Annotated in this window: 20 protein-coding genes and 2 pseudogenes; 7 read left to right on the plus strand and 15 right to left on the minus strand. The window is 71.3% G+C overall.

Translation table 11 applies throughout. The features are described from left to right. Positions 1-338 precede the first annotated feature (338 nt). On the minus strand, positions 339-590 hold the full coding sequence (locus JGS22_RS07940) for a hypothetical protein (protein ID WP_211039370.1): 252 nt from the start codon (positions 588-590) through the stop codon (positions 339-341). Between the two features lie 117 nt (positions 591-707). On the opposite strand from JGS22_RS07940, the gene JGS22_RS07945 reads away from it, so the two are divergent. The 5 genes and pseudogenes from JGS22_RS07945 to JGS22_RS26785 all read left to right on the plus strand — a co-directional run bounded on the left by JGS22_RS07945 (position 708) and on the right by JGS22_RS26785 (position 3,315). After that, positions 708-1,451, plus strand: coding sequence for a helix-turn-helix domain-containing protein (locus JGS22_RS07945; protein ID WP_211039369.1), 744 nt, complete (start codon positions 708-710; stop codon positions 1,449-1,451). Between the two features lie 2 nt (positions 1,452-1,453). Continuing rightward, positions 1,454-1,924, plus strand: coding sequence for an NUDIX domain-containing protein (locus JGS22_RS07950; protein WP_505011418.1), 471 nt, complete (start codon positions 1,454-1,456; stop codon positions 1,922-1,924). A gap of 44 nt (positions 1,925-1,968) precedes the next feature. Then, positions 1,969-2,231, plus strand: a pseudogene (locus JGS22_RS26140) (hypothetical protein); the annotation flags it as partial. A gap of 72 nt (positions 2,232-2,303) precedes the next feature. Further along, complete coding sequence (locus JGS22_RS07955) at positions 2,304-2,987, plus strand: class I SAM-dependent methyltransferase (RefSeq protein ID WP_211039367.1); 684 nt, start codon at positions 2,304-2,306, stop codon at positions 2,985-2,987. A gap of 193 nt (positions 2,988-3,180) precedes the next feature. Further along, positions 3,181-3,315, plus strand: a complete 135-nt coding sequence (locus JGS22_RS26785; RefSeq protein WP_268980888.1) for a hypothetical protein — start codon at positions 3,181-3,183, stop codon at positions 3,313-3,315. Positions 3,316-3,450: 135 nt separating this feature from the next. On the opposite strand, the pseudogene JGS22_RS07960 reads toward JGS22_RS26785, so the two are convergent. Continuing rightward, positions 3,451-4,172, minus strand: a pseudogene (locus JGS22_RS07960) (alpha/beta fold hydrolase). A gap of 285 nt (positions 4,173-4,457) precedes the next feature. Here JGS22_RS07960 and JGS22_RS07965 point away from each other — a divergent pair. Beyond that, positions 4,458-4,964 (plus strand): GNAT family N-acetyltransferase, encoded by a 507-nt coding sequence (locus JGS22_RS07965; protein WP_211039366.1) that lies wholly within the window; start codon positions 4,458-4,460, stop codon positions 4,962-4,964. Between the two features lie 137 nt (positions 4,965-5,101). Here the strand turns inward: JGS22_RS07965 and JGS22_RS07970 are convergent, their stop codons facing one another. From JGS22_RS07970 to JGS22_RS08010, 10 genes are all read right to left on the minus strand, one after another. Continuing rightward, positions 5,102-5,578 carry a DoxX family protein gene (locus JGS22_RS07970; protein ID WP_211039365.1) on the minus strand — a complete coding sequence of 159 codons (477 nt, stop codon included), beginning with the start codon at positions 5,576-5,578 and terminating at the stop codon, positions 5,102-5,104. 377 nt (positions 5,579-5,955) lie between these two features. Continuing rightward, positions 5,956-6,963, minus strand: coding sequence for a metallopeptidase TldD-related protein (locus JGS22_RS07975; RefSeq protein WP_211039364.1), 1,008 nt, complete (start codon positions 6,961-6,963; stop codon positions 5,956-5,958). A 3-nt stretch (positions 6,964-6,966) separates the two neighbouring features. Continuing rightward, the gene (locus tag JGS22_RS07980) at positions 6,967-7,848 is read right to left on the minus strand and encodes a JmjC domain-containing protein (protein ID WP_211039363.1); all 882 of its coding nucleotides are present in this window, start codon (positions 7,846-7,848) and stop codon (positions 6,967-6,969) included. Further along, positions 7,845-8,759 carry a hypothetical protein gene (locus tag JGS22_RS07985; RefSeq protein ID WP_211039362.1) on the minus strand — a complete coding sequence of 305 codons (915 nt, stop codon included), beginning with the start codon at positions 8,757-8,759 and terminating at the stop codon, positions 7,845-7,847. The genes JGS22_RS07980 and JGS22_RS07985 overlap by 4 nt, the downstream gene beginning before the upstream one ends. Then, a complete protein-coding gene (locus tag JGS22_RS07990) occupies positions 8,746-9,684 on the minus strand; it encodes a multinuclear nonheme iron-dependent oxidase (protein WP_211039361.1) in 939 nt (312 codons plus the stop codon). The genes JGS22_RS07985 and JGS22_RS07990 overlap by 14 nt, the downstream gene beginning before the upstream one ends. Then, positions 9,684-11,738 carry a B12-binding domain-containing radical SAM protein gene (locus JGS22_RS07995; RefSeq protein WP_211039360.1) on the minus strand — a complete coding sequence of 685 codons (2,055 nt, stop codon included), beginning with the start codon at positions 11,736-11,738 and terminating at the stop codon, positions 9,684-9,686. The genes JGS22_RS07990 and JGS22_RS07995 overlap by 1 nt, the downstream gene beginning before the upstream one ends. Beyond that, a complete protein-coding gene (locus JGS22_RS08000; protein WP_216814886.1) occupies positions 11,735-13,060 on the minus strand; it encodes a tetratricopeptide repeat protein in 1,326 nt (441 codons plus the stop codon). The genes JGS22_RS07995 and JGS22_RS08000 overlap by 4 nt, the downstream gene beginning before the upstream one ends. After that, positions 13,044-14,606, minus strand: coding sequence for an MFS transporter (locus JGS22_RS08005; RefSeq protein WP_211039358.1), 1,563 nt, complete (start codon positions 14,604-14,606; stop codon positions 13,044-13,046). The genes JGS22_RS08000 and JGS22_RS08005 overlap by 17 nt, the downstream gene beginning before the upstream one ends. A gap of 353 nt (positions 14,607-14,959) precedes the next feature. After that, positions 14,960-15,091 (minus strand): hypothetical protein, encoded by a 132-nt coding sequence (locus JGS22_RS26790; protein ID WP_268980889.1) that lies wholly within the window; start codon positions 15,089-15,091, stop codon positions 14,960-14,962. 545 nt (positions 15,092-15,636) lie between these two features. Next, complete coding sequence (locus JGS22_RS08010) at positions 15,637-16,521, minus strand: carbon-nitrogen family hydrolase (protein WP_211039383.1); 885 nt, start codon at positions 16,519-16,521, stop codon at positions 15,637-15,639. 155 nt (positions 16,522-16,676) lie between these two features. Between JGS22_RS08010 and JGS22_RS08015 the strand changes: the two genes are divergently transcribed. Continuing rightward, entirely contained in the window at positions 16,677-17,507 is an 831-nt protein-coding gene (locus tag JGS22_RS08015) for a maleylpyruvate isomerase family mycothiol-dependent enzyme (protein ID WP_211039357.1), read from the plus strand. A gap of 166 nt (positions 17,508-17,673) precedes the next feature. Here the strand turns inward: JGS22_RS08015 and JGS22_RS08020 are convergent, their stop codons facing one another. From JGS22_RS08020 to JGS22_RS08030, 3 genes are all read right to left on the minus strand, one after another. Continuing rightward, positions 17,674-18,984 (minus strand): MFS transporter, encoded by a 1,311-nt coding sequence (locus JGS22_RS08020; RefSeq protein ID WP_211039356.1) that lies wholly within the window; start codon positions 18,982-18,984, stop codon positions 17,674-17,676. After that, positions 18,981-19,775 (minus strand): GntR family transcriptional regulator, encoded by a 795-nt coding sequence (locus JGS22_RS08025; protein WP_211039355.1) that lies wholly within the window; start codon positions 19,773-19,775, stop codon positions 18,981-18,983. Before JGS22_RS08025 ends, JGS22_RS08020 begins: the two co-directional genes overlap by 4 nt. 306 nt (positions 19,776-20,081) lie before the next feature. Next, on the minus strand, positions 20,082-21,770 hold the full coding sequence (locus JGS22_RS08030; protein ID WP_211039354.1) for a protein kinase domain-containing protein: 1,689 nt from the start codon (positions 21,768-21,770) through the stop codon (positions 20,082-20,084). Between the last annotated feature and the right edge of the window lie 33 nt (positions 21,771-21,803).

Here is a 21,803-nt window from a genome sequence, read left to right on the forward strand (position 1 = left end):
ACGGGACCAGGGCATGACAGCGCCCCCGATCCGCAGAGAAACGGGGGCGCTGCGGCTACCGTCGCCGCTGACTCGGGGAAGCCCCGGCCACGCGGCCAGTGGTGTGGCAGCGTCGGCAGTCATGGAGCACATAGAGCGTTCTGACGGCACCCGCGAGCGGGTCGGGACCACTCACGTAGGCGCGGGCACGGACGACGCGCCCCCTGCCGGCGCATGAAGGGCAGGTTCTCATCGGAGCACCCCGGTAACGACCAGCATCACTACGGAGAGTGGGCTGCCCCACAGCAGCATCGCGGTCAGTAGACCGGCGTGACGGCCAACGGCTCGGAGCGTTCGGTTCACCGCCGGCTCCCCGGCAGGCGTTCGCCACGTGCGTCGGCTACCCGGATCGCGTCGGTGAGCGATTCGATCAAGCGGTGCACGGTCCACTTGAGTTCACGCGGATTCTCCGACTCCGCAACGAGGGCCCGCGCATTCGCCAGCACATCGCGGGCGCAGTCCATCCGGATGCGTTCACTGATTTCGTCGATCGTCTGTAGTGGCGCGTCAGCATCGGGGATCTGTCGGGGCGTCAAGTTCGTGCTCTTCATCCATCGAGATTCCCCGCAGACCGTAGGACGTCGGAACCGCGTACGTTCCCCATTTCGGGACGTCCCGCAACGGGTATAACGTCCCTACCAACGTCCATCAATCGGGGGGAAACTGACATGCAGAACGAACGCCTGCGGGCAACCATGGCGGCCGGAGGATGGACACATTCCGACTTGGCCAACGCGACCGGCGTCGATCCTAAGAGCGTTGAGCGTTGGGTCAACCTGGGCCGAACGCCCCGTAGGCAGACCGCTCTCAAGGCATCTGAAGCTCTAGGAGAAGACGTGCATGCACTCTGGCCGGCCCTACGGCAAGCACGCGCCGCGCGGGCGGTGAGTCCGGAACTGGTAGCGCTGTATGACCAGCGCGCGGACCTTGCGGTGTCTGCGTTCACCGATCTCTTCGCACAGGCGCAGGAGCGGATCGACGTACTCGTGTATGCAGCGGTGTTCATACACGAGGCTTTCCCACGTCTCAACGATCTTCTCCGGGAACGTGCCGCAGAGGGGTGCGCGGTGCGCATCGCCATAGGGGACGCAGACAGTGAGAACGTCCAACAGCGGGGCCGCGAGGAGCAGTTCGGCCATGGCATTGAGTCGCGGTGCCGACTGGCACTGCTCCACTACCGCCCCCTTCTCGGTGTGCCGGGGATCGAACTGCGCACGCACGGGACGACGTTGTACAACTCGATCTATCGCGCCGATGACCAGATGCTGGTGAACGCGCACGTGTGGGGAGTGAACGCCTATGCGGCGCCCGTCTGGCACCTGCGGCGGAGCGGCGGGGGCGGGATGTTCGACGGGTACGCGAGCAGCTTCGAATCGGTATGGGCGACCGCAACGCCGGCGCGGGAGGCATGAACGTGGCGCGCACTGAATACTTCGACGACCCGTCAGCCCCTGAGCCGAACAGCCTCGTGGTCGCCGCTTCCGCCGTGGTCACCGACGAGCGAGGGCGCATCCTGTTGCAGCGGCGTGCCGACAGTGGCCTGTGGGCGCTGCCCGGGGGCGGTATGGAGGTGGGGGATTCCCTGCCCGGGGCGGCCGTACGGGAGGTACGGGAGGAGACGGGGCTTGAGGTGGAGATCACGGGACTCGTGGGGACGTACACCGATCCTAGGCACGTGATCGCGTACAGCGACGGGGAAGTACGGCGCCAGTTCAACGTCTGCTTCACCGCGCGGGTGGTCGGGGGCGCGCTGCGCATCTCGCAGGAGTCCACGGAGTTGAGGTTCGTAGCGCCGGAGGACATCGGGGAACTGGCGATGCATCACACACAACGGCTGCGCGTGCGGCACTTCCGGGAGGAGCGGGGGGCGCCGTATCTGGGGTGATGCGGTGAGGCGCAGACGCAAAACGCCCCCGCTCTCTTCCCGGACACCTGGGCGTGGGGCAGCTGGTGGACATCGGCGTTCACCAGCTCCTCCTGGACACCCCTGTCTACTTCGCCCTCTGCGACCTGTACAACGGCGGAGCGTACCGGCACATCATGCGCCGTTCATCGAGCGCCGAGGGGATGGCCTGTGCATCCGCACAGCTGATTTCCTTCGATCCGACGGCTGGCACGTGGACGAGGAACTGTGGGCCATCGACGGGGCGAACTGCTCGCCCTGTGACAACAAGGCGCCAGACAGTCACTGACCCGCTCCAGTGCCCCTGCTCCCGGTCCGGGGGCAGGGGCATCCGGCCGTACGACCACCAGCAGAGGACGCAATGCCCGTACCACACGACCTTGCCGCAGAGACCGAACTCTGGGACAGCTATGCGGAGTCCGCGTTCAAGGACAAGGCCGAACCCACGTTCAACTGGACGCAGTACGTAGGGCACGGCCCCGGGCAGGAGCTACTGGGCAACCCGACAACTGTGTTGGAGATCGGTTGCGGCACCGGTCGGGCCTTGGCGTATCTCGACAGCCGAGGAGTGAAGACCCACGGGGTCGACCTGTCACCTGTCATGGTCAAGAAGGTCCGGGAGCGCTGGAGCGAATCTGGCACGACATTCGCTCACGGGGACGTCCTGGAGTACCTCGCGGAGCACACGAACACCTATGACGCGATCTACTCGATGTTCGGTGCCGCGTGGTTCGCGGACCCAGGGCGTCTCTTCCCTCTCGTACGTGCCCGGCTCAACCCTGGCGGTGTCTTCGCGTTCTCCCAGCCTCCCGCCATCCCTGGCGCGTACGGACCACAGGGCATGTACAAAGGCGGGTTCGGCGGGAAGGCCATGTTCACTTATCGCTACAGCTTCCGACCCCTGGTATGGGAGCGGATGCTGACCAGCGCTGGGTTCGCCTCCGCGTCAGCCGACGTACTCGATGCACCACACGAAGGGCACATTGGAACGCTCATCGTGCGGGCCACGGCCGCGCAGGCCCCGACACGTGGACCCGTCAGATGACCGGGGCACATCGAACCCGACAGCAGCCACGCAGCAGGACATGTTCAGGACACGGCGGTGGCCCTGACTCTCCCTTCCGGGACGTGGCCCGACCCTCTACCGTGACCGAATGCAGTGGCCCGCGAACGCCCGGGGCCCGATCCTGCGGAATGTTCACTCAGGTCAGCTGCACCGAAGGCTTCAGCCGGCGAAGGTGACCACGGTAGTCCTGGGCTACCGCTGGCCACAACGCACGAAGTCGCAACGCCACTTCGTGGAGGGCGACCACTGGGCTTCGGCGGGCCCGCTACCCAAACAGATGGTCGTCTTCGCCGAGCACTCACACTGACCAAGTGAAAAGCCGTACGCCCGGTTCGGCTCACGGGCTGCTTAACGCGGTCCGTGGGTTCGGCGGCTGCCGACCGCCGCATCCGCTCTCCGGTTCACGAGCCGGGCGGCTCGTAACGGCGCGCTCCTCCCGGGCTCAGCTCCTGGCTGCTTCGAGCAGCACCTCCGCCAGCTCTGCGGGCTGTGAATACATCGGCCAGTGGCCGGTGTTGAGCTCGGCCAGTCTCCAATCGGCGGCCTCCGCGAGGAGGTTGGCGACGGCCGGCATCGGATCGGGGCCGTCGAGCAGGCACTTCACATAGGTGGCCGGCAGCTCCTCGAGCGGTCGCTCCAGCACCGCGGGCCCGGTGAGGGTGGCGCCGGGGTGCGGCACCGCGTCCGCCATCAGCCGCTCCAGCTGCTCGACGGACAGGCCCTGGTCGCCGACCATGCCGTCCGGCGCGAAGTCCGGGGCGGCGGGCGGCGGCCAGCACCCGCCGTGGTCGGCGATCGCCGCCTCCACCATCGCCCGGCCGTCCGGCCATGCCGAGACGAAGGACTCGCCGTCCTCGGGAATGTTGGAGTCGACGAGGACGAGACGCTTGAGCCGGTCACCGATCCGCACGGCGGCCTGGCCGACCGGGATGCCCGAGTAGCTGTGACCGACGAGCACCACCTCGCGCAGGCCGAGCCGGTCGACCTCCTCCGTGACGTCCCGGACATGGGTGCGCTGATCCGCGCCCCGTCGGCCCGCTTCTCGCCCAGCCCGGAGAGCGAGAGCGGATGCACCCCGTGGTCCTCCGCACGCAGCCGCGGCACCACCTCGTCCCACGCCGACGCCCCGAGCCACGCCCCTGCGACAAGTACGAAATCCGTCATGAGAACACGCTAGACCTGGCCTCTGACAGTCGCCCTCGGAGCACCGTCGCCGCAGCTCAGCGGAGCTACGACCTCGTCCGGCAGCCACCGCCGGCGCGGCAGGCCCGCCGCCCGGGGCAAGGCGCCCGAGCCCCGGGCTCGCGCCGGCCGACGTACCCGCGCAGCCCCGCAGCCGCTGTAGCCGCGTCGAAGACGTTCACGCCGGCTCCGGCTCCGGCTCCCGCTCCGGCTCACAACGACCGGCGACCGGCGACCGGCGACCGGCGACCTGCAAGAATGGCGTGCATGGTCACCACAGTGCGCACGCTCACCGTCGAGGACTGGCCGGTCTGGCGCGAGCTGCGGCTCGCCGCTCTCGCGGAGGCGCCGTACGCCTTCGGTACGACGCTCGCCCAGTGGCAGGGCGAGGGCGATCGGCCCGACCGCTGGCGCGCCCGTCTGGCGACGCCGGGCTCGCACCACGTCGCGGCGGTCGCCGAGGACGGTGTCCGGGTCGGCATGGCCGCCGGGATGCCGACCGATTCGCCGGGCACGGTGGAGCTGATGTCGCTGTGGGTGGGGCCGAGGGCCCGGGGCACCGGTACCGGTGAGCTGCTGATCGAGGAGATCGGCAGCTGGTCGCGACAACAGGGCGCGCACACACTCAGGTTGGCGGTTCTTCCGACCAACTCGGCCGCACTGCGCCTGTATCGGAGGGCCGGCTTCGCCAACTCCGGTGTGCGCACGCGTCAGTTGGAGGACGGGACGATCCAGGAGCTGATCATGTCCAGGCAGTTGCTCGGGGCCGGCTGAGCGCCGCACGGCGTCTCCGCGCCCCGAACCAACGCGTGCCCACCGCACGGCGAAGGCCCGTGTGCCACGCGGATCGGCGTGACACACGGGCCTTGCAGTGTGGGAACACGTGCCTTGCGGCGCAGTAACGGCCGGGGTCAGCGGGCGGAACGTGCGCGCTGCAACACGGAGGTGACCGTCCAGCGGCCCGGGCCGAAGACGGCTATCAGGAAGAAGGCCCAGCAGTAGAGCGCGGAGAGGTTGCCACCGTTCTCGATCGGGAACAGCCCCTCCGACTGGTGCTCGACGAAGTACGCGTAGGCCATCGAGCCGGAGCAGAGCAGCGCGGCCGGGCGGGTGAAGACACCGGCCAACACCAGAATTCCGCCGCCGAGTTGGATTGCCGCAGCCCACCAGCCCGGCCACTCCGCGACCGCGGGCCCCTGCCCCGAGGCCGGGCCGCCGAGCACGTCGAAGAGGGTGGCGGCACCGTGACAGGCGAAGAGCAGACCGACGACGACCCGGAAGGCGGAGAGCACGTGCGGCTGGAACGGGTCGAGCACACTCGCGATGCGGTCGCGCGACTCGTCGGGGGCTTCGGTGGTCCGCGGGGAGGAGCTGAGCGGTTGTCCCATCGGGGGATCTCCTGAGGATTCAGCGTGACGGGAGCACGCCAGGGACACGACCCTATGACCTGGCCTCGGCCGATGGAACTGAACATAAGAGCCCGTAAATTAAAAGTCTAGACCAATACCGGAAAGATGCTGTGCGCAGGGAATACGTACTCTCGGAAACCTGCACGGTGAGAACGGGAATGCGCACGCGAGAGCTCATTCCCACGGCGTCACCGGATGCTCCGACGCAATCAGATTTTCAACTCCCTTTAACATCACGGGAGTTCCAGACCTCATGGCCGATGTCGGACTTGGCACGGCACAACGGGGCACTCGACGCGGAGCACCGCGACCGACTCAACTCGCCATGACAGAACTGTGCTTGACGGAGCGTCCGGTCACAGCCCCGAGCGCCCGACCACTTCGGCCAGATCCGCCAGCGGGCGCAGCACCGCGCGGCGCAGCAGCATCGAGGGGGTGATCAGCGTGGAGCCCACCTCGTGGCCCGCCTTGACGCAGCGATACGGCGAGCTGTGCACCGTCGGGTCGTTGCCCACGGCCACCAGCCCGGCGGCGAGCGCCCGTTTGCCCGCGCACACCACCACAGGACCGCGCACCTCCCCGGTCACGGCCCCCGACCTCACCCGGCGCACCCACAGCAGCTCCACGATCAGCCGGCCCTCCACCGAGAAACCGCCGATCGGAGTGCCCCACAGCCAGCCGTCACCCATCCAGCGCCGCAGCCCGGCGGGTGCGTACGGGCCCGGTACGGCCTCCAGCACACTGCATCGGGGCGCCGTCGCCCCGCTGGGGCCGCGGGCGTGGCCGGTGCTCGCGCCGCCGCTCAGCCAGGCCGTGGAGCGGCCGGTCAGCAGCCCGGCCCAGCGCCCGCGGTCGAGCAGCGTGACGGTGCGGGCGCGGGTGCCCTCGTCGTCGCGGCGGTAGCTTCCGGCGAACCGGAGCAGGCCGGGACGGTCCCGGACGGTCAGCGGCGCGGGCGTGAGCCGGTCACCGAGTCGGCCGGCGGAACGCGGCCGGGTCAGATAGTTGTCGGCCTCGCTGGTGTGGCCGAAGCACTCGTGCACCAGCACTCCCGCCGCCGCGGGCGTGAGCAGCGCCGGGCCGTGCAGCGGGCCCTCCAGCGGACGCCGCACCGCCAGCAGTTCCCGATCGGTGAGCAACCGCGCGGCTGCCAGCGGGACTTGGTCGAGCACATGGCGCGGATCGTGGGCGGCCACGCCCCACTGCGGGACCCGGCCGTGGTCCGGTTCGCCGAGCGAGAGATGGACCTCGTACAGCCCGTCCCGCAGTCGGGAGACGATCCGTGCGCCCTCGCCGAGGCGCGCCCGGGCCTCGGCAAGCACCGCGCCCAGCTCCGGAACTGCCTGCGAAGTGGCCTCGTCCATCGGTCAGTCGGCGGTGGGCGCGGGCGGTGGTGGCGAGGTGTCCGGTCGGGCGGTGGGCACCGGCGCGCGGTCGCCGCCGTCCCGGCTCCCCGCCTGCCCGAGAACGTCCTCGAAGGCGCGGTGCAGTGCTGCGGACAGTCGGCCCGGGTCGGGTCCGTCCAGCGGAACGGGCCCCCACCACTCCGGCTCCAGGGAGAGCCGCCGCATCAGTGGGCCCATCCAACTGCCCAGCGCGCTGCGGGCGTTGCAGGAGAAGGAGACGCTGATCGAGCCCTCCTCCGACGCGCTCTCCACGCCCTCGTGCGGGGCGAAGAGCGGCAGATACAGCACGTCACCGGGCTCCAGCCGCACCTGCGGCACCTCGGGCGGCAGCGTGCCGGAGGGCACGAACCCCTTGGCCTCCAGCATCCGGGCACGTTGCCGGCGCGGTGCGGTGTCGGACGGCAGCCCGACCCGCCAGCTCTTGCTGCCCTGCTGCTGGACCACGAAGTTGTCGCTGTGGTCGAAGTGGCAGCCGATGCCGGCGCCCTGTTCCCTGGTGACCGAGAGGTCGGCGGTGCACTCCTCCCAGCCGAACTCCTCTGCCAACGCCAGGCAGGCGGCGTCCAGTTCGGGCACCGCGTGCTGGGCCTGGTTCACGAACAGGACGGTCCGGTCGGGGCTCAGCCGCGCCTCGGCTGCCCCGAGCTCGCGCACCGGCAGCCGTTCCACCTCGGCGACGCGTTCCCAGTCCAGGGGCGGCGAGAGGAAGTCGGCGCCGCAGCCGCGCCAGACCATCGGACGCCTGCGCCAGACGTGTTCGTAGAAGGCGGCGATGTCCAGCCGCTCGCTCTCCGGCACCGGTGCGGACCAAGTGGCCGCGAACGCCCGGGTGTTGTCGCTCATCGCAGCCCCCAGTTCCGCAGCCGCCGCTCCAGCGCCTCCCGCACCCGTACCGGCAGGGACTCGGCCCTTCCGCCCAGGACCGCGACCAGGCCGCCGTAGACCGCTGGGCTCACGCCGCCCACCACGCAGCGGCTGTTCCCGGCCAGGTATATCGTCGGCCGCAGCTTCCACACCGGCGGCGCGGACGCGTAGTCGCGGAAGATGCAGAGCGTGTCGCCGTGCCGGGCGGCGCCGGGCATCCCCACGTCGAAGGTGGCGTCTGCTCCGGTGGAGACCGTCCGTACGACCGCCTCGGCGGCCTCGTGGTACGCCAGCGGCTCCAGCGAGCCCTGCCTGGTGTGCCGGGGGTGGTCGGCCACCCAGCGGTGGAAGCACTCCGGGAGCGTACGGCCGCGTCCGCGCGGGGAGAACGGCACATCGCGGAACTCCTGGAACGACGGCGAGGCGATGAACTCCTCCGCCACCTCCTTCAGTCCGCCCCCGCCCCGCTCGCGCACCGCCCGCAGCGTGCGCGGAAAGGTACGGGCCAGGCCCAGCCCCGTACCGGTGCCGCCGGAGGTGACGTCGCTGCGGATGTTGCGGCCGACCTGGACCAGCTCACGGGTGTCGACGAGGTCGAAGGCGTCCAACAGGTCCGCTTCCAGGCCGAGTTCGATGCTGCGCGGGCCGCCGCTCACGAAGGTCTCCCGGAAGCGGGCGTCGTACAGCAGCCGGTCGAGCACGCGCAGGGTCCGCTCGTGCAGCCCCGCGACGACCTCGGCCTCCGCACCGTCCGCCAGGGACGCACTGCCCGCGCCGGCCACGACCTCCTTGGCCGTCGCACCGTCCGCGCCGTTCGCACCGTCCGCGCCGTCTGCCGGGCCCGGCTCCTCCGCGGGGTTGCCGGTGGGCGGATCGTCAACTGTGGTCACGGGTGGGCTCCTTCCACTGCCGGACGATCTGGGCGAGCCGCTCCGCGTTGGGACGGGACTTGGCCACCAGCTCGCCGTCGGCGTCGAACTTGGGATCCTCGTAGGTCACCCCGGCCAGCCGGGGCATTCTGGGCAACAGGTGTTCCAGCAGGGCGAGTTGCTCGTCGAGCAGCACACCGTGGTGCAGGTCGCGGAAGCGGCCGTCCACGATCTGACAGCCCGACAGGTGCACCTCGTGGCAGCGCTCCAGCGGCAGCGCCTCCAATCCGTCGAACATCCGTTCGCCAGTGCGGCCCTTCAGCCACTGGTAGGCGAGGACGTGTCCGACGTCGATGGTGGCGAGCGCGCCGCTCTCACGTACGACGGTGGCGTAGAAGTCGAAGGCGTCCAGGGTGCCCACCAGGAAGCTGCCGCCCTCGGTGAACCCGGGGAACTCCACCGACAGCGGTGCGTCCAGCAGCTCGACCCACTCGCCCACCGTGGCCACCGCGCGCCGCAGCCCCTCCTCGGTCAGCACCGGCGGCATCGGGTAGGGCAGGCTCCGCCCGGCCAGCGACCAGATGCCCAGATCCTCGATGATCCACCGGAACCCGTAGCGCTCGGTCAGCGCGTTGGTGAAGTCGGCGACGACCTTCTTCTCGTAGCCCTCGGGGGTGCCGGTGTTCAGCATCGTCTGGTGGAACGCGCGCGGACGCCCCTCGCCGAAGAGCTCGAAGACGCTGTCGTACGCCCGGTGGTAGCGGGCGGCGTCGAGCGGCCCGTAGTCGATCGGCTGGAAGGCGACGAACATGTAGTCGTACTCCGACGCGTACCGCTCCAGATGGGCGCGGACCCGGTCGGTCGGTCGGCCGCCGCCCTCGCGCTCGAAGCCGATGCGTTCGCCCCAGACGAGGTCGAGCCCCAGTCCGAGCCCCAGTCTCTCCATCAGAAGACCTCCGCTTCCTTGCGATCCGTCACCAGCAGGCGTTTGTGGAGCATCCGGTTCAGCCAGTTGCGTTCCCGCGGGCCGACCGCCTCCAGGGCGCCGTCGTCGGTGCACACCACGGCCTGCGGCACGGCTGCCATCCGCGGCCAGGCGATATCGGCCAGTACGCGCCGTCTTCGCACCGTCTCCAGCGCCACCCCCGCACGCGGCCAGGCCCGCAGCGGCTCGTCGGAGTCCGTGGGCACGGGTCGGTCCGGCCCGCCGGCGGGCGATGACGACGCGGAGGCCGGGAAGGCTGAGGCGGGCGCGAGATCGGGTCTGGCGCGACGCTCCGCGTCCGGCACCGCCTCGACGGTCATCCGCAGCAGCCGCTCCCTGGCCTCCTCCGCCTCGGCGGGGCTGCCGAGCGCGGCACCGATACGGCCGGCCGCGAAGGCCAACCCCTCGTTGGTCACCAGGAATTCGTCGTCCGGCGCGACCCAGCGCGAGGCCCACAGATGGCTGCCCGGTTCGGCGACCAGCAACTGCATGGTGTCCAGGCCCATGGTCGCGGCGTTGCGCCGGATGGTCCCCGAGGTGGCGAGGAAGCCCTCGGCCGCGGCGGGGTGGTCGTAGCCGTCCATGAAGGAGAGGTTGGTCGTGATTCCCGCGGCGGTGAGGTTGGCGACCGCCTGCTCGGCCGCGACCGGGTCCTGGCCCTTGCGGACGAAGTCGAGCAACTCCTGGTGCGAGGACTCGAATCCGGTGGAGATCTGCACACAGCCCAACTCGCGCAGCGTCCGGGCGAAGAGCGGGTCGGCGAGCGCCGGCTCCAGCCGTGCGCGTACGCGGAAGGTGAGGTCGACACCGCGCAGGCTCACCTCCTCCATCACCCGAACCAGATGCCGCAGCCCGGTGTTCTCGTCCGCGATGGCGACATCCGTAATCCCCAACTCGCCCGCCAGCGCGACGAGTTGATCGGCTGCTCGACCCGGTGCCAGCTGCTGGAAGGCACGGTCGTCGTGGTAGCGGTTGCCGTACGAGCAGAAACTGCACTTGCCCCAGTAGCAGCCCAGAGTGAGCCGGTAGGGGAACTGCCACGCCTCGTTGGCGTACCGCAGCAGGTCGAACTGACGGAATTCCGGAGCCTGTTGGTCATTGATGCGGAAGCCGTCCGCGAGGCCGCCCGGAGCGGTGGGAACCTCGTCCACCGGCCGGTCGGCGTCCGGCGGCATCACCCTGGCCAGGTACGCCTCGCCGTGCCCGGTGCACCAGTGGTCGACCGCCGCGGCGGCCGGAAGCCGCGAGCGCAACAGCTTCGCCCACATCTGCACCGTGGGCCCTCCGACCATCACCGGCACCGCGACCCCCTGCTCCTTGAGCCGGACGGCGAGCGAGAGCACCGGCACCACCTGGCTGAAGAACGGCACCGTGAACGCCAGCACCTTGGGCCGGTGCTCGTCGATCAGCTCCCGCAGCCGTCGCCCGCACCACCGGGCGGACCAGTGGTGCAGGCTCGTACGCACCCGCTCCTCCAACTCCCCCAGCGGCAGCGGATCCTTGACCAGCCAGCCGTCGGCGGCGGCGCGCAGGGCCACGTACCGGCCGGTCGCGCGGATCGCCATGGCCTGCACCTCGGGTGCCGAACGGTCCCGGGAACGGTCGAGCAGCCGCTCGCCGTGGTGGGACCGGTAGCGCTCACTGACCTGCCGGTAGACGTCCCCCGCGCCCGGACCCGTACCGCCGCTACCGGCAGCGGGCACGGGAGCAGTGGGCACGGCAGCGGCGGGCACGGGAGCGGCGGCCTCGGCGGCGGGCTCGGGAGCGGCGGGCTCGGCGGCACGGGGGAGGTCCGCGGACCCGGCAGGGCCTGCGCCGGGGTCGACGGGACCCGCGTCGGGCCGGTCAGGGTCGGCGTCCCTGCGGAGCACCGCATCGCGGTACTCCAGGTTCAGATCGACACACCGCACCGTGTACCCCTGGGCACGCCAGGCCGCCGTGAGCTGCGGCAGCGCCAGGTAGGGGAACTGCACCGCCTCACTCACCGGCGGCATCACCAGCAGCACATCCGTCATCGGTCCGCCCTCTCCGCCGGTTCCTCCGGCACACCGAGCCGCCGGATGCGCCGCAGCGCTCCCTCGGCCTCCTGCGTCAGCTCAGGCTCGCCGACGGCCTCCGCCAGCACCCGCACCGTGCGCCAGACCCCCGCGCGCAGTGGCAACTCCCGTGCCAGCGACGACAGTTCGGCCAGCGCCGGCCGCGGGCCGTCGATCCGGGCGGTGGCTCGCGCGGCGAGGATGCGCGCGTGCATCGCCAAGGTGTCCGCCGGGTCGATCTCCACCGCGCGGCGCAGGCGGGTGCGGGCGGAGCCGTGGTCGCCGGCCAGGTAGTGCGCGATGCCGGTTCGGTAGGCGAGCCAGCTGGAGCGGTAGCCGTGCGCCGCGGCCCGCTCGTACGCCTCGTGGGCCGCGCCCGGATCGTGCGCGGCGGCGGCCAGCCCGCGCAGCGCGATCGCCACGCCCTCGGCGACCGGCTCCTGCGAATCGGTGGTGAACTCCGGTGGCACGACGCCGCGGTGCACGTTCAGCAGCACGTCCTCCGGCCAGGGCGTGGCGGGCAGATAGGAGGACTCCCGGGTGCGCAGCCCCAGCCGTCGGGCGACGTCCCTGCCGACCCGGCGGAACTCGGCGGGCAGGAAGCCCGAACGGGTCGACCAGGTCATCGCGGAGAGCTCGCCGCCGCACAGCGAGACCAGCTCGGCGAGGTCGTCCACCTCGTGGTCGAGCCGCCCGTGCTCGTCGACCAGCCAGTCCAGATCGATGTCCACCACGACGTCGCCGCGCAGATGCCGGCGGCGGTGCTCGGCGAGGAGATCGGGCGGGACGACGGCCAGCCGCACCCCGCACAGGGTGACCGAGAGACAGCAGGCACGCGCACGCGGCGCGGGGTCCACGGCGTCGTCGTACGAGTCGTGCGGGACGTACGCGTCGCGCGGGGTCGCGTCGTACGCGTCGCGCGGGGTCGCGTCGTACGGAGCTGTCGGGCGTACGGCGATCAGTGAGACGGCATCGGTCGCCGTCGACCACCAGCCCGGGTGTGAGCGCCAACTCGGCACCCAGACCAGGGACTTCAGGTCGCCGGCGATCGCCGCCGCGGTCCAGAAGTCGTCCAGGCCGAACGCTCCGGGCACTCCGCGGACCGGCAGCCGGCGCACCAGCGCGGCCGGGTCCTCCCCTGCCGAGGCCGCCGCCCGCAGCGCCTCGGCGCCACCGGGAGCGAGCGGCTTCAGATCGAGATGGCGGTCGAAGCAGACGACCGTACGGCCGTGGTAGATCCGTTGCGGCCACAGCGCCGCGACTTCGCCGTGCTCCTCGAAGAGGTCAACCCCTGGCGGCATCCTCGCGCTCCTCCCGCAGTTCGGCGCCGACGGCTGCGTCCGCACTCCCGGAGTCCCCCGCACCGCGCGCGGAAGGCTCGGACGCGGGAGTCTCCGGTGCGGCGGATTTCGATGCGCCGGGCCTCGGTGCGGCGGGCCTCGGTGCGGCGGGCCTCGGTGCGGCGGCGCGGTCCGCTTCCGGCGCGGACGTGGCGGAGGCGAACCGGCGGGCGTCCGCGCCGGCCATCGCCGCGCAGCTCGTCACCACCACCAGGACTCCGGCCCAGAGCATGATGTTCTCGGCGCTGACGAACCTCAGCAGGAGCGCGCCGATGGCCTGGCCCAGCGGCAGCGAGGCGAAGGAGAAGAAGAAGTCGGCGGAGAACGCCCGGCCGTGCAGGGATTCGGGAATGTCGCGACGCAGCCCGGCCATCTTCACCACGTCGAACGCCTGTTGGCCGACGCCGCCGACCACGAACGCGGCGATCACCAGGGGGAGGAAGTCGGTCAGGACCAGGGACATCGCGGTGAGCCCGAAGAGCGCCAACAGCGCCAGGGAGTACAACCCCCGGCGCGGGCCGGTGATCCGGCCGCCGAGCAGAGCGCCCGCCACCGTCCCGGCGGCGAACGCGCCCAGCACCACGGCGTACACGGAGGCGCTGTGCCCGCGTTCGATCACCAGCACCGGCAGCGCCACCATCCACGGGCCGACCGCCAGCAGTACGTGCACCACGGCGAGGATCTGCATGTGCCGCAACCAGCGCACCCGCCACAGCGCGGCCAGGCCGCCCACCGCCGTACGCCACAGCGGCTCGTCCCCGTCACTCCGCCCGGTCCGGTCGTCGGTCCCCTGCCCGTCGGGTGCCTGCCCGTCGGGTGCCTGCCCGTCGGGTCCCTGTCCGTCGGGTCCGTCCGCGTCCGGGGCCGTTGCCTCCGCACGACGGCTCTGTGTCCAACGGGCGCCGGCCCAGCGCGTCGCGACCGCCGAGACGCCGAAGGCGATCGCCGCCGCGACCGCGCCCGCGGACGGGCTGAGCGCTGCCACCAGTCCGGCCGCGATCGACGGGCCGGCGATGCCCGCGATGTTGCGCATACCTTCCAACAGGCCGTAGACCGCGGTGACTTCGGCTTCCTTCGCGGCTGGGTCCGCGTTCTCCCCGGCGACGGGCCGCCCGACCGTACGCGGCGCGATCAGCAGCAGCGCCGGTTCGCTCACCGCCTCGCACAGGCCCACGAGCACGGCGACCGCCAGCACCAGCGCGTCCAGCCGGCCGCTCCAGAACAGGGCGAGCACGAGCAGCGCCACCACCCGCGAGGAGTCGGCCACCACCGCCGCCGTGACGGGGTTCAGCCGGTCCAGCAGCGCGCCGCTGAAGAGCACCACGCCACCGAGGGCGAGGAAACGGGCGGCGAAGACCGCCCCGATGGTCTCGGCGGGAGTGCCCGACTCCGCTGCCGCGACCACCACAAGGATGGGGAACAGTGCGTCCCCGACGAGGGAGACGGCCTGACCGAGACAGAGCGCGCCGAAGCGCCGACGACCGAGCAGTCGCAGATAGATCCTCACGGAAGGAGGAGACCTTTCTCGCGGCGACCGCGGTCAACACGGTACGCGTGGCGGGTGGTTGGCGAAGTCCGGGACGGGACGGGCGGAACGGGTCGTGCGGGGCGCGCTGTTCGCGCGGAGCGTCCGCTCGCCCGGCCTGCATCGCACCGCACCGCACGTACGGCGTGTGCCGGGCGGTACGCGCCGTACGACCGGAGCGGGTCGACCGGCGGTCGGGCGGGCAGCCGACGGGTCGGCGGTCGGACGGGCAGGGCCGGGCCGGGCGGCCCGACGGAAGAGGCAGGCCGTCGGCCCGGCTCCCGGCATCCGCGCGGGACGGGGTGCCGGGCCGACGGATTCGCGAACCGTCCGGCTCAGACGATGTTCTTGAAGCGGAACGCGTGGAATGCGACGCCCTCGTCCAGGTCGTCCGCCTCCAGCACCTCGAGGCTGTCGAGGCTGTCGAGCTCGTCGACGATGTTCTGCTCGTTCGTCGCCTTCTCCATGTTTCCTCCCTCATAAAAGGTGGATCCGGTCGAAGAATTCCGGCCGGAATCGCATACAACCACGCCTCGGACTCACGAAAAAAGAGCGGTCATCCGTTCGAGGAATCGCCGACCGCGGGCGCATTGACGCAGAATCCGCACCGACAATTCGAACCGACGACCGAAAAGGAGGGCGAACTCTTTCCGCCACCGACACCGGCCGACGACCCCGGTTCCGGGCGCCGACAACACCTTTGCGGGAACGCATCGTTCGACGTCGATCACCCCTTGCCGCACCATGCGCCACCGGAGCAACACGAATCGATCGGAACCTGACCGGGTCGATGAATTATCCCGTATCCGAGACTCACAATACCCGACACCAACGAAACGTTCGGGCAGAACGGGAAAGAGACTGTTTCACGCCAATACACGGCGCCGGACGGGGTAGTCGATACGGATTTCAAGGAATTGCGCGAGGCCAGGAGAAGGCGCGGACGGGAGAAATACGGAAGAGGTGCGCGACAGTCGGGGGGCGTTCTCCGTCGGACGCGCGCGGGGGCGCGTCAGCGCAGTACGCGGTCCTTGAGCGCGGGGAACTCCTCGCGGGTACGGGCCAGCGCGGCGAGATCCAGCTCGGCCGTCACGACCTGCTCGCGCGCCCCTCCACCGACACCGCCGCCGGTCCGACCGTCCACGCCGGTCCGGCCGTCCGCGCCGGTCCGGCCACCACTGTCAGCCGCGCCGTCGCCGTCGCCGTCCAACTCCTCGGCGGCAGCGAGGGTTTCGCCCCAGGGGTCGATGATCGCGCTGCGACCGGCCTGCGGGGCGCCGCCGTTGCTGCCGGCCGTGCCGCAGCCCAGGACGTACGCCTGATTCTCCACCGCGCGGGCGCGCAGCAGCAGGTCCCAGTGGGCCGCGCGCTTGGCGGGCCAGCCGGCGGGCACGACCAGGATCTGGGCGCCCGCGTCGGTCAGGGACCGGAACAGCTCGGGGAAGCGCAGGTCGTAACAGGTCGCGAGGCCCAGCACCGCCCGACCGGTGTCGACGGTGACCGGCTCGGCACCGGCGCCCATCAGCGCGGCCTCGCCGCGGTCGAACCCGAACCGGTGAATCTTGCGGTAGCGGCCGACCGACTCACCGGCGGGGCTGAAAACGAGAGAGGTGTTGTAGAGCGTGCCGTCCGCGTCCCGCTCCACCACGGAGCCCGCGTGCAGCCAGACCCCGGCCCGCTCGGCAGCCGCCCCCAACAGTTCGGCGGTCGGCCCGTCGACCGCCGATTCGGCCGCCTCGTCGAAGCGATCGAAGGCGAAGGCACCCACCGGCCAGAGCTCCGGAAGGACGACAAGGTCGGATTCGGACTGTTCTTCCACCAGCGAAACAGCCCGCAACCGCCGCGAATTGACCGATTCATCCGGCTTCACGGCGATCTGGAGGAGGGAGGCGCGCACGGTACCACCGTCCATGGTCGAAGGGGGGCGAACGCCTCGTAGGAATACGTCCTACGATCGTCACGCAAAAGCACTTCCGGGTGCCCGACCGCAGACTAACTTGAGAGCACCCACACCGCGAACGAATGATCCGTACCGCAGTCATGAGGGGCCCCGTGACCGAGCATCCGAGTCTTCAACCGTACGTTGACGCCTGGACTCACTCCATCGACGCGATAGCCGAGCTCGTCCAACCGCTCGCGCACAGCGAATGGAACCGCCGTACCGAATGCCCGGGTTGGTCCGTGCGCGACGTGCTGTCGCACATCATCGGCGTCGAGACCGAGCTGCTGGGCGACCCGCGCCCGATCCACACCCTGCCGCGCGACATCTACCACGTGACGGACGAGTCGACCCGCCACATGGAGGTCCAGGTCGACGTGCGGCGGCACCACACCGCCGCCGAGATGACCAGCGAGCTGGAGTACACCGTCATCCGCCGCAACCGCCAGCTGCGCAACGAGAAGCGCACGCCCGACGCCAAGGTGCGGTCGGTGCTGCCCGGCGGCGGCGAGATCACCCTGGAGACGCTGCTGCGGCTGCGCGCCTTCGACGTGTGGGTGCACGAGCAGGACATGCGCCGCGCGCTGCGCAACCCGGGCAACATGGACTCGGCCGCCGCGTACATCGCCCGCGACATCCTGGTCCACGGGCTGCCCAAGGTCGTCGCCAAGCGGGCGGGTGCGCCCAACAACTGCGCGGTCGTCTTCGACGTGCACGGTCCGCTGGAGTTCATGCGCACCGTCCGGGTCGACGCCGAGGGGAACGCCTCGGTGAACAGCAGTCCCTCGCTCGGCCCCGCGGTCACCTTCACGCTGGACTGGGAGACCTATCTGCGGCTCGCCTGCGGCCGGGTGAAGCCGGAAGCGGTACGGGACCGGGTCAAGATCGAGGGCGACGAGGAACTGGCGAGGGCGATCCTCGCCAACTTCGCCGTCACCCCGTAACCCCGAACGCCCGCCGGCTGTCGCTGCCCAGCCCGTCGGGCCGCGGCCAGAGGCCCCGTGCCGGCCGGCTCCCCCGGGCCGCTCACGCGCCGGCCGTCGCACCGCCCGCGCCCGGAGCGGCCCGCGGCCGTCGTTCGCCGCGGCCGACGCCCCGTACCGGCGCCGCTCACGCCGGTACGTGCACGGCCGTCACCCGGCTGGCGACCAGCCGTTCGCGCTCGCGCAGCCGCGCGCTGCGCCGCAGCCGCAGTATCTGGCTCAGCCCCAGCGCCTGGAGCACGAAGACCGAGGCGAAGGCGATCCGGAAGTTGTCCCCGGTCAGGTCGAGCAGCGCGCCGACGGCGAGCAGCGTCGTCATGGAGGCGATGAAGCCGCCCATGTTGACGATGCCGGAGGCGGTGCCCTGGCGGTCGGCCGGGTTCGCGGGCCTGGAGTAGTCGAAGCCGACCAGGGACGCGGGCCCGCAGGCCCCCAGCACCAGGCAGAGCGTCACCAGCAGCCAGGTCGGCGCCTGCCCCGGCCAGGCCAGCACCGCGGCCCACAGCAGCGCCGTACTGCCGATCACACCGAGCACGATGGGCGTACGGGCCTCCTGGCGGCGGGCGATGGCCTGGCCGAAGACCAGGCCGATGCCCATGTTGGAGAGCACGATCAGCGTCAGCAGGGTGCCGGCCTCGGCCATGGTCCGGCCCTGCGCCTCGACCAGGAACGGCAGCCCCCACAGCAGCAGGAAGACCATCCCCGGGAACTGCGTGGTGAAGTGCACCCACATGCCCAGCCGGGTGCCCGGCTCCCGCCAGGCGGAGCTGATCTGCCGACGCACGTAGCCGCCGCCGTACGTCACCGGCGGCGGTGCGCAGCCCGGCGGGTGGTCCTTGAGGAAGAGCAGCACCAGCACCAGCATCAGGACCCCGGCGAGCGCGCTGCCCGCGAAGGTCGGGGTCCAGCCGACCGCGCTCAGCGTTCTGGCGAGCACGAGCGTGGTCACGAGGTTGCCGGCCATGCCGAAGAGCGCGGCGATCTGCGCCACCAACGGGCCCCGCCTGGCCGGGAACCAGCGGGAGCCGAGCCGCAGCACGCTGATGAACGTCATCGCGTCGCCGCAGCCGAGCAGCGCGCGCGAGGCGAGCGCCACCGCGTAGGAGTCGGCGAGCGCGAAGCCGAACTGGCCGACGGTGAACAGCACCACGCCGACCGCCAGCGTCTTCTTCGTCCCCCACCGGTCGACGAGCAGGCCGACGGGTATCTGCATGCCCGCGTAGACGAGCAGTTGGAGGATGGAGAAGGTGGAGAGCGCCGAGGCGTTGATCTCGAACCGCTCGGCGGCCTCGATACCGGCCACGCCCAGGCTGGTGCGGTAGGTGATCGCGACGAAGTAGACCGCGACGCCCAGACCCCAGACCCGGACCGCCCGTGCGCCGCCGGGCGGGTCGCCGGGCAGCCGCAGCTCCTGGCGCACCGGGTCCTTGCGGCTCATCGCACGTCCTCGTCCCGCAGCAGCCGCTCCACGGAGCCGACATGGCCCTGCACGGCCGCGACCGCGGCCTCGGTGTCGCTGTCCCTGAGCGCCCGCAGGATCTCGGTGTGCTCGGCGATGTTCTTGGCGATGCGTTCGGGGTGGGCGTGCATCACGGCCACCCCCATCCGCAACTGCCGGTCGCGCAGCTGGTCGTAGAGACGGGCCAGGATCTCGTTGCCGGTGGCGCGCACCAGGGTCGCGTGGAAGCACCGGTCGGTGACCGCCACTTCGGCCAGGTCGCCCTCCTCGGCGAGCCGCCGCTGCCGCTCCAGCAGCTCCTCCAGCTCCGCCAGCACGCTCGGCGCCAGCGGTACGGCCGTGCGGGCCGCGTGCACCTCGACCAGCATCCGGGTCTCCAACACGTCGGCGATCTCCCGGGCGGAGACCGGCAGTACGAGCGCGCCCTTCTTCGGGTAGAGCCTCAGCAGGCCCTCTGCCTCGAGCCGCAGCAGCGCCTCCCGGACCGGGGTGCGGGAGACTCCGACGGCCTCGGCGAGCTCGCCCTCGGTCAGCAACTCCCCACCCGCGTAACGGCGTTCCAGCACCGCCTGCTTGACGTGTGCGTAGACCCGCTCCGCGGCGGGCTGGGGGCGCGCCGGACGGGCGGCGCCGTCGGCACGGGCGGCGCCGGACGCCTCGGAGGCGCCCCCGGCGCCGCGACCTCGGGAGTCGGTGCCGCGACCGGAGGAGGGTGCGGGAGGGCTCACGGACGCGGGCACGGCAGAGGTGTCGGAGACGGCGGAAGGCATGCACACACCTTAGATACAAGACCCATACACCCACCGCCGCTTCCAGCATCCGGACGGCAGGCCATCAGGGCCCGCGCGGCGGCGCCGCGCCCGCGACGAGCGGCCCGGCCGAGCCCACCCGGCCCGGACCACACCCGCGCGCCCGCACACCCGCGCACAGTCCCGCAGCCGGTGTCCCGCACCCACCGCCGCCCCGGGTGCCCCATCGACCAACCCGCCCCGCAGCGGCTGCGCAACGACCCCGCAACGACTGCGCGCCCGGAGGCCGGGTGGCCTCCGGGCGCGCAGTGTCGCGGCGTTCGCGGGTCAGCTGCTGGGCTTGCCCGTGGAGATGGTGATCTTGATCTCGGTCTTCGGGTCGTACGGACCGTTCTTCCGCGGCGACTGGGACATCACGGTGCCCTTGCCGTAGGTGTTCTCGTCCATCTCGGAGTAGTCGGTGTCAAGCTTCCAGCCCGCCGCCTCGATGCACGCCTTCACCGAGTCGATGTGCTTGATCTCGAAGTCCGGCATGGTCGGCCGCGGGTCTTCCTTGTCGCGGTCCGAGAAGTAGGGGCGGGCGTCGGTGCACTTCTCCGACTCGATGGTCCGAGTCTTGTCGCCCTCCTTGAACTTCCCGGTGGGGTCGTCGTCCTCGTCGTCGCCGTTGGCACCGGTGTCGGGGTCGGCGCCGGTGTCGGTGTCGGGGTCCGTGCCCGGGTCGACACCGGCCGACGCGCTGGAGCCGCCGTTGTCGCCGCCGCCGGTGCCCGCGCTGTCGCCGTCGCCGCCGCGGTTGAGCGCGATGATGATGCCGACCGCGGCCACCACGACGATCGCCGTCACCGCGGCGGCGACGATCATGCCCAGGTTCTTGGTGCCGCCGTTGTTCTGGTTGTAGGCGGGCTGGCTGCCGGAGTAGGAGGCGACCTGGCCCATCGGCGCGGTGCCGGGCGGCGGCGTGCCGTAACCCTGCTGGCCGTAGGGCGAGGGGGTCGCGTAACCGCCGGGCGGCGGGGTGCTGCTCGGCGGGGTCGTGGCCGAGCCGACGGGCGGGAAGACCGACTGGGCGATGCCCGCACCGCTCTGGGCCGGGCCGGTGCCGATGATCGTCGGCGTGAGGCCGGAGGCGGCGCCGGAGTGCCGGATGCGGTCGACTTCCTGCTGCATCGCCTCGGCGCTCGGGAAGCGCTCGTTGGGGTTCTTGCGCAGGGCGCGGCCGACCAGGGCGTCCACGGCGGGCGGGATCGAGGCGTTGATGGTCGAGGGCGCGACCGGCTCCTCCTGGACGTGCGCGTACGCGATCGCCAGCGGCGAGTCCGCGTCGAACGGCAGCCGCCCGGTGAGGAGTTCGAAGAGCATGATGCCGACCGTGTAGAGGTCGGAGCGGGCGTCCACGCCGCGGCCGAGCGCCTGCTCGGGCGAGAGGTACTGCGGGGTGCCGACGACCATGCCGGTCTGCGTCATCGAGGTCACGCCGGACTGCATGGCACGGGCGATGCCGAAGTCCATGACCTTCACCACGTTGCGGCGGTTCAGCATCACGTTGCCCGGCTTGATGTCCCGGTGGACCAGGCCCATCTCGTGGCTGGTGTCCAGCGCCGCCAGCACGTCCGAGGTGACCTTCAGCGCGCTGTCGGTCGGCATCGCGCCGAACTGGGCGACATCCTCGTCGAGCCGGCTGCGCAGCGGCGGGCCGTCGACGTACTCCATGACGATGAACGGCACCATCGCGCCGTCGATCTCGTCCTCGCCGGAGTCGAAGACGGCCGCGATGTTGGTGTGGGTGAGCTTGGCGACGGACTGCGCCTCGCGACGGAACCGCTCGCGGAACGCCGCCTCCCGGCCCAGCTCGCTGTGCAGGGTCTTGACCGCGACCTGGCGATCCAGCACGTTGTCGTGCCCGAGGTGGACGGAGGCCATGCCTCCGGCCCCCAGCAGCCTTCCCAGCTGATAGCGGCCGCCGCCGACACTGCGCCCCTCGAAGTTGGCTGGCTGACCGCCGACGTCGCTCATCTTGACTGCTTCCCCCTCGGCGCCGCAGCCCCC

The organism is Streptomyces tardus, from assembly GCF_018101125.2.
Classification (GTDB): domain Bacteria; phylum Actinomycetota; class Actinomycetes; order Streptomycetales; family Streptomycetaceae; genus Streptomyces; species Streptomyces tardus.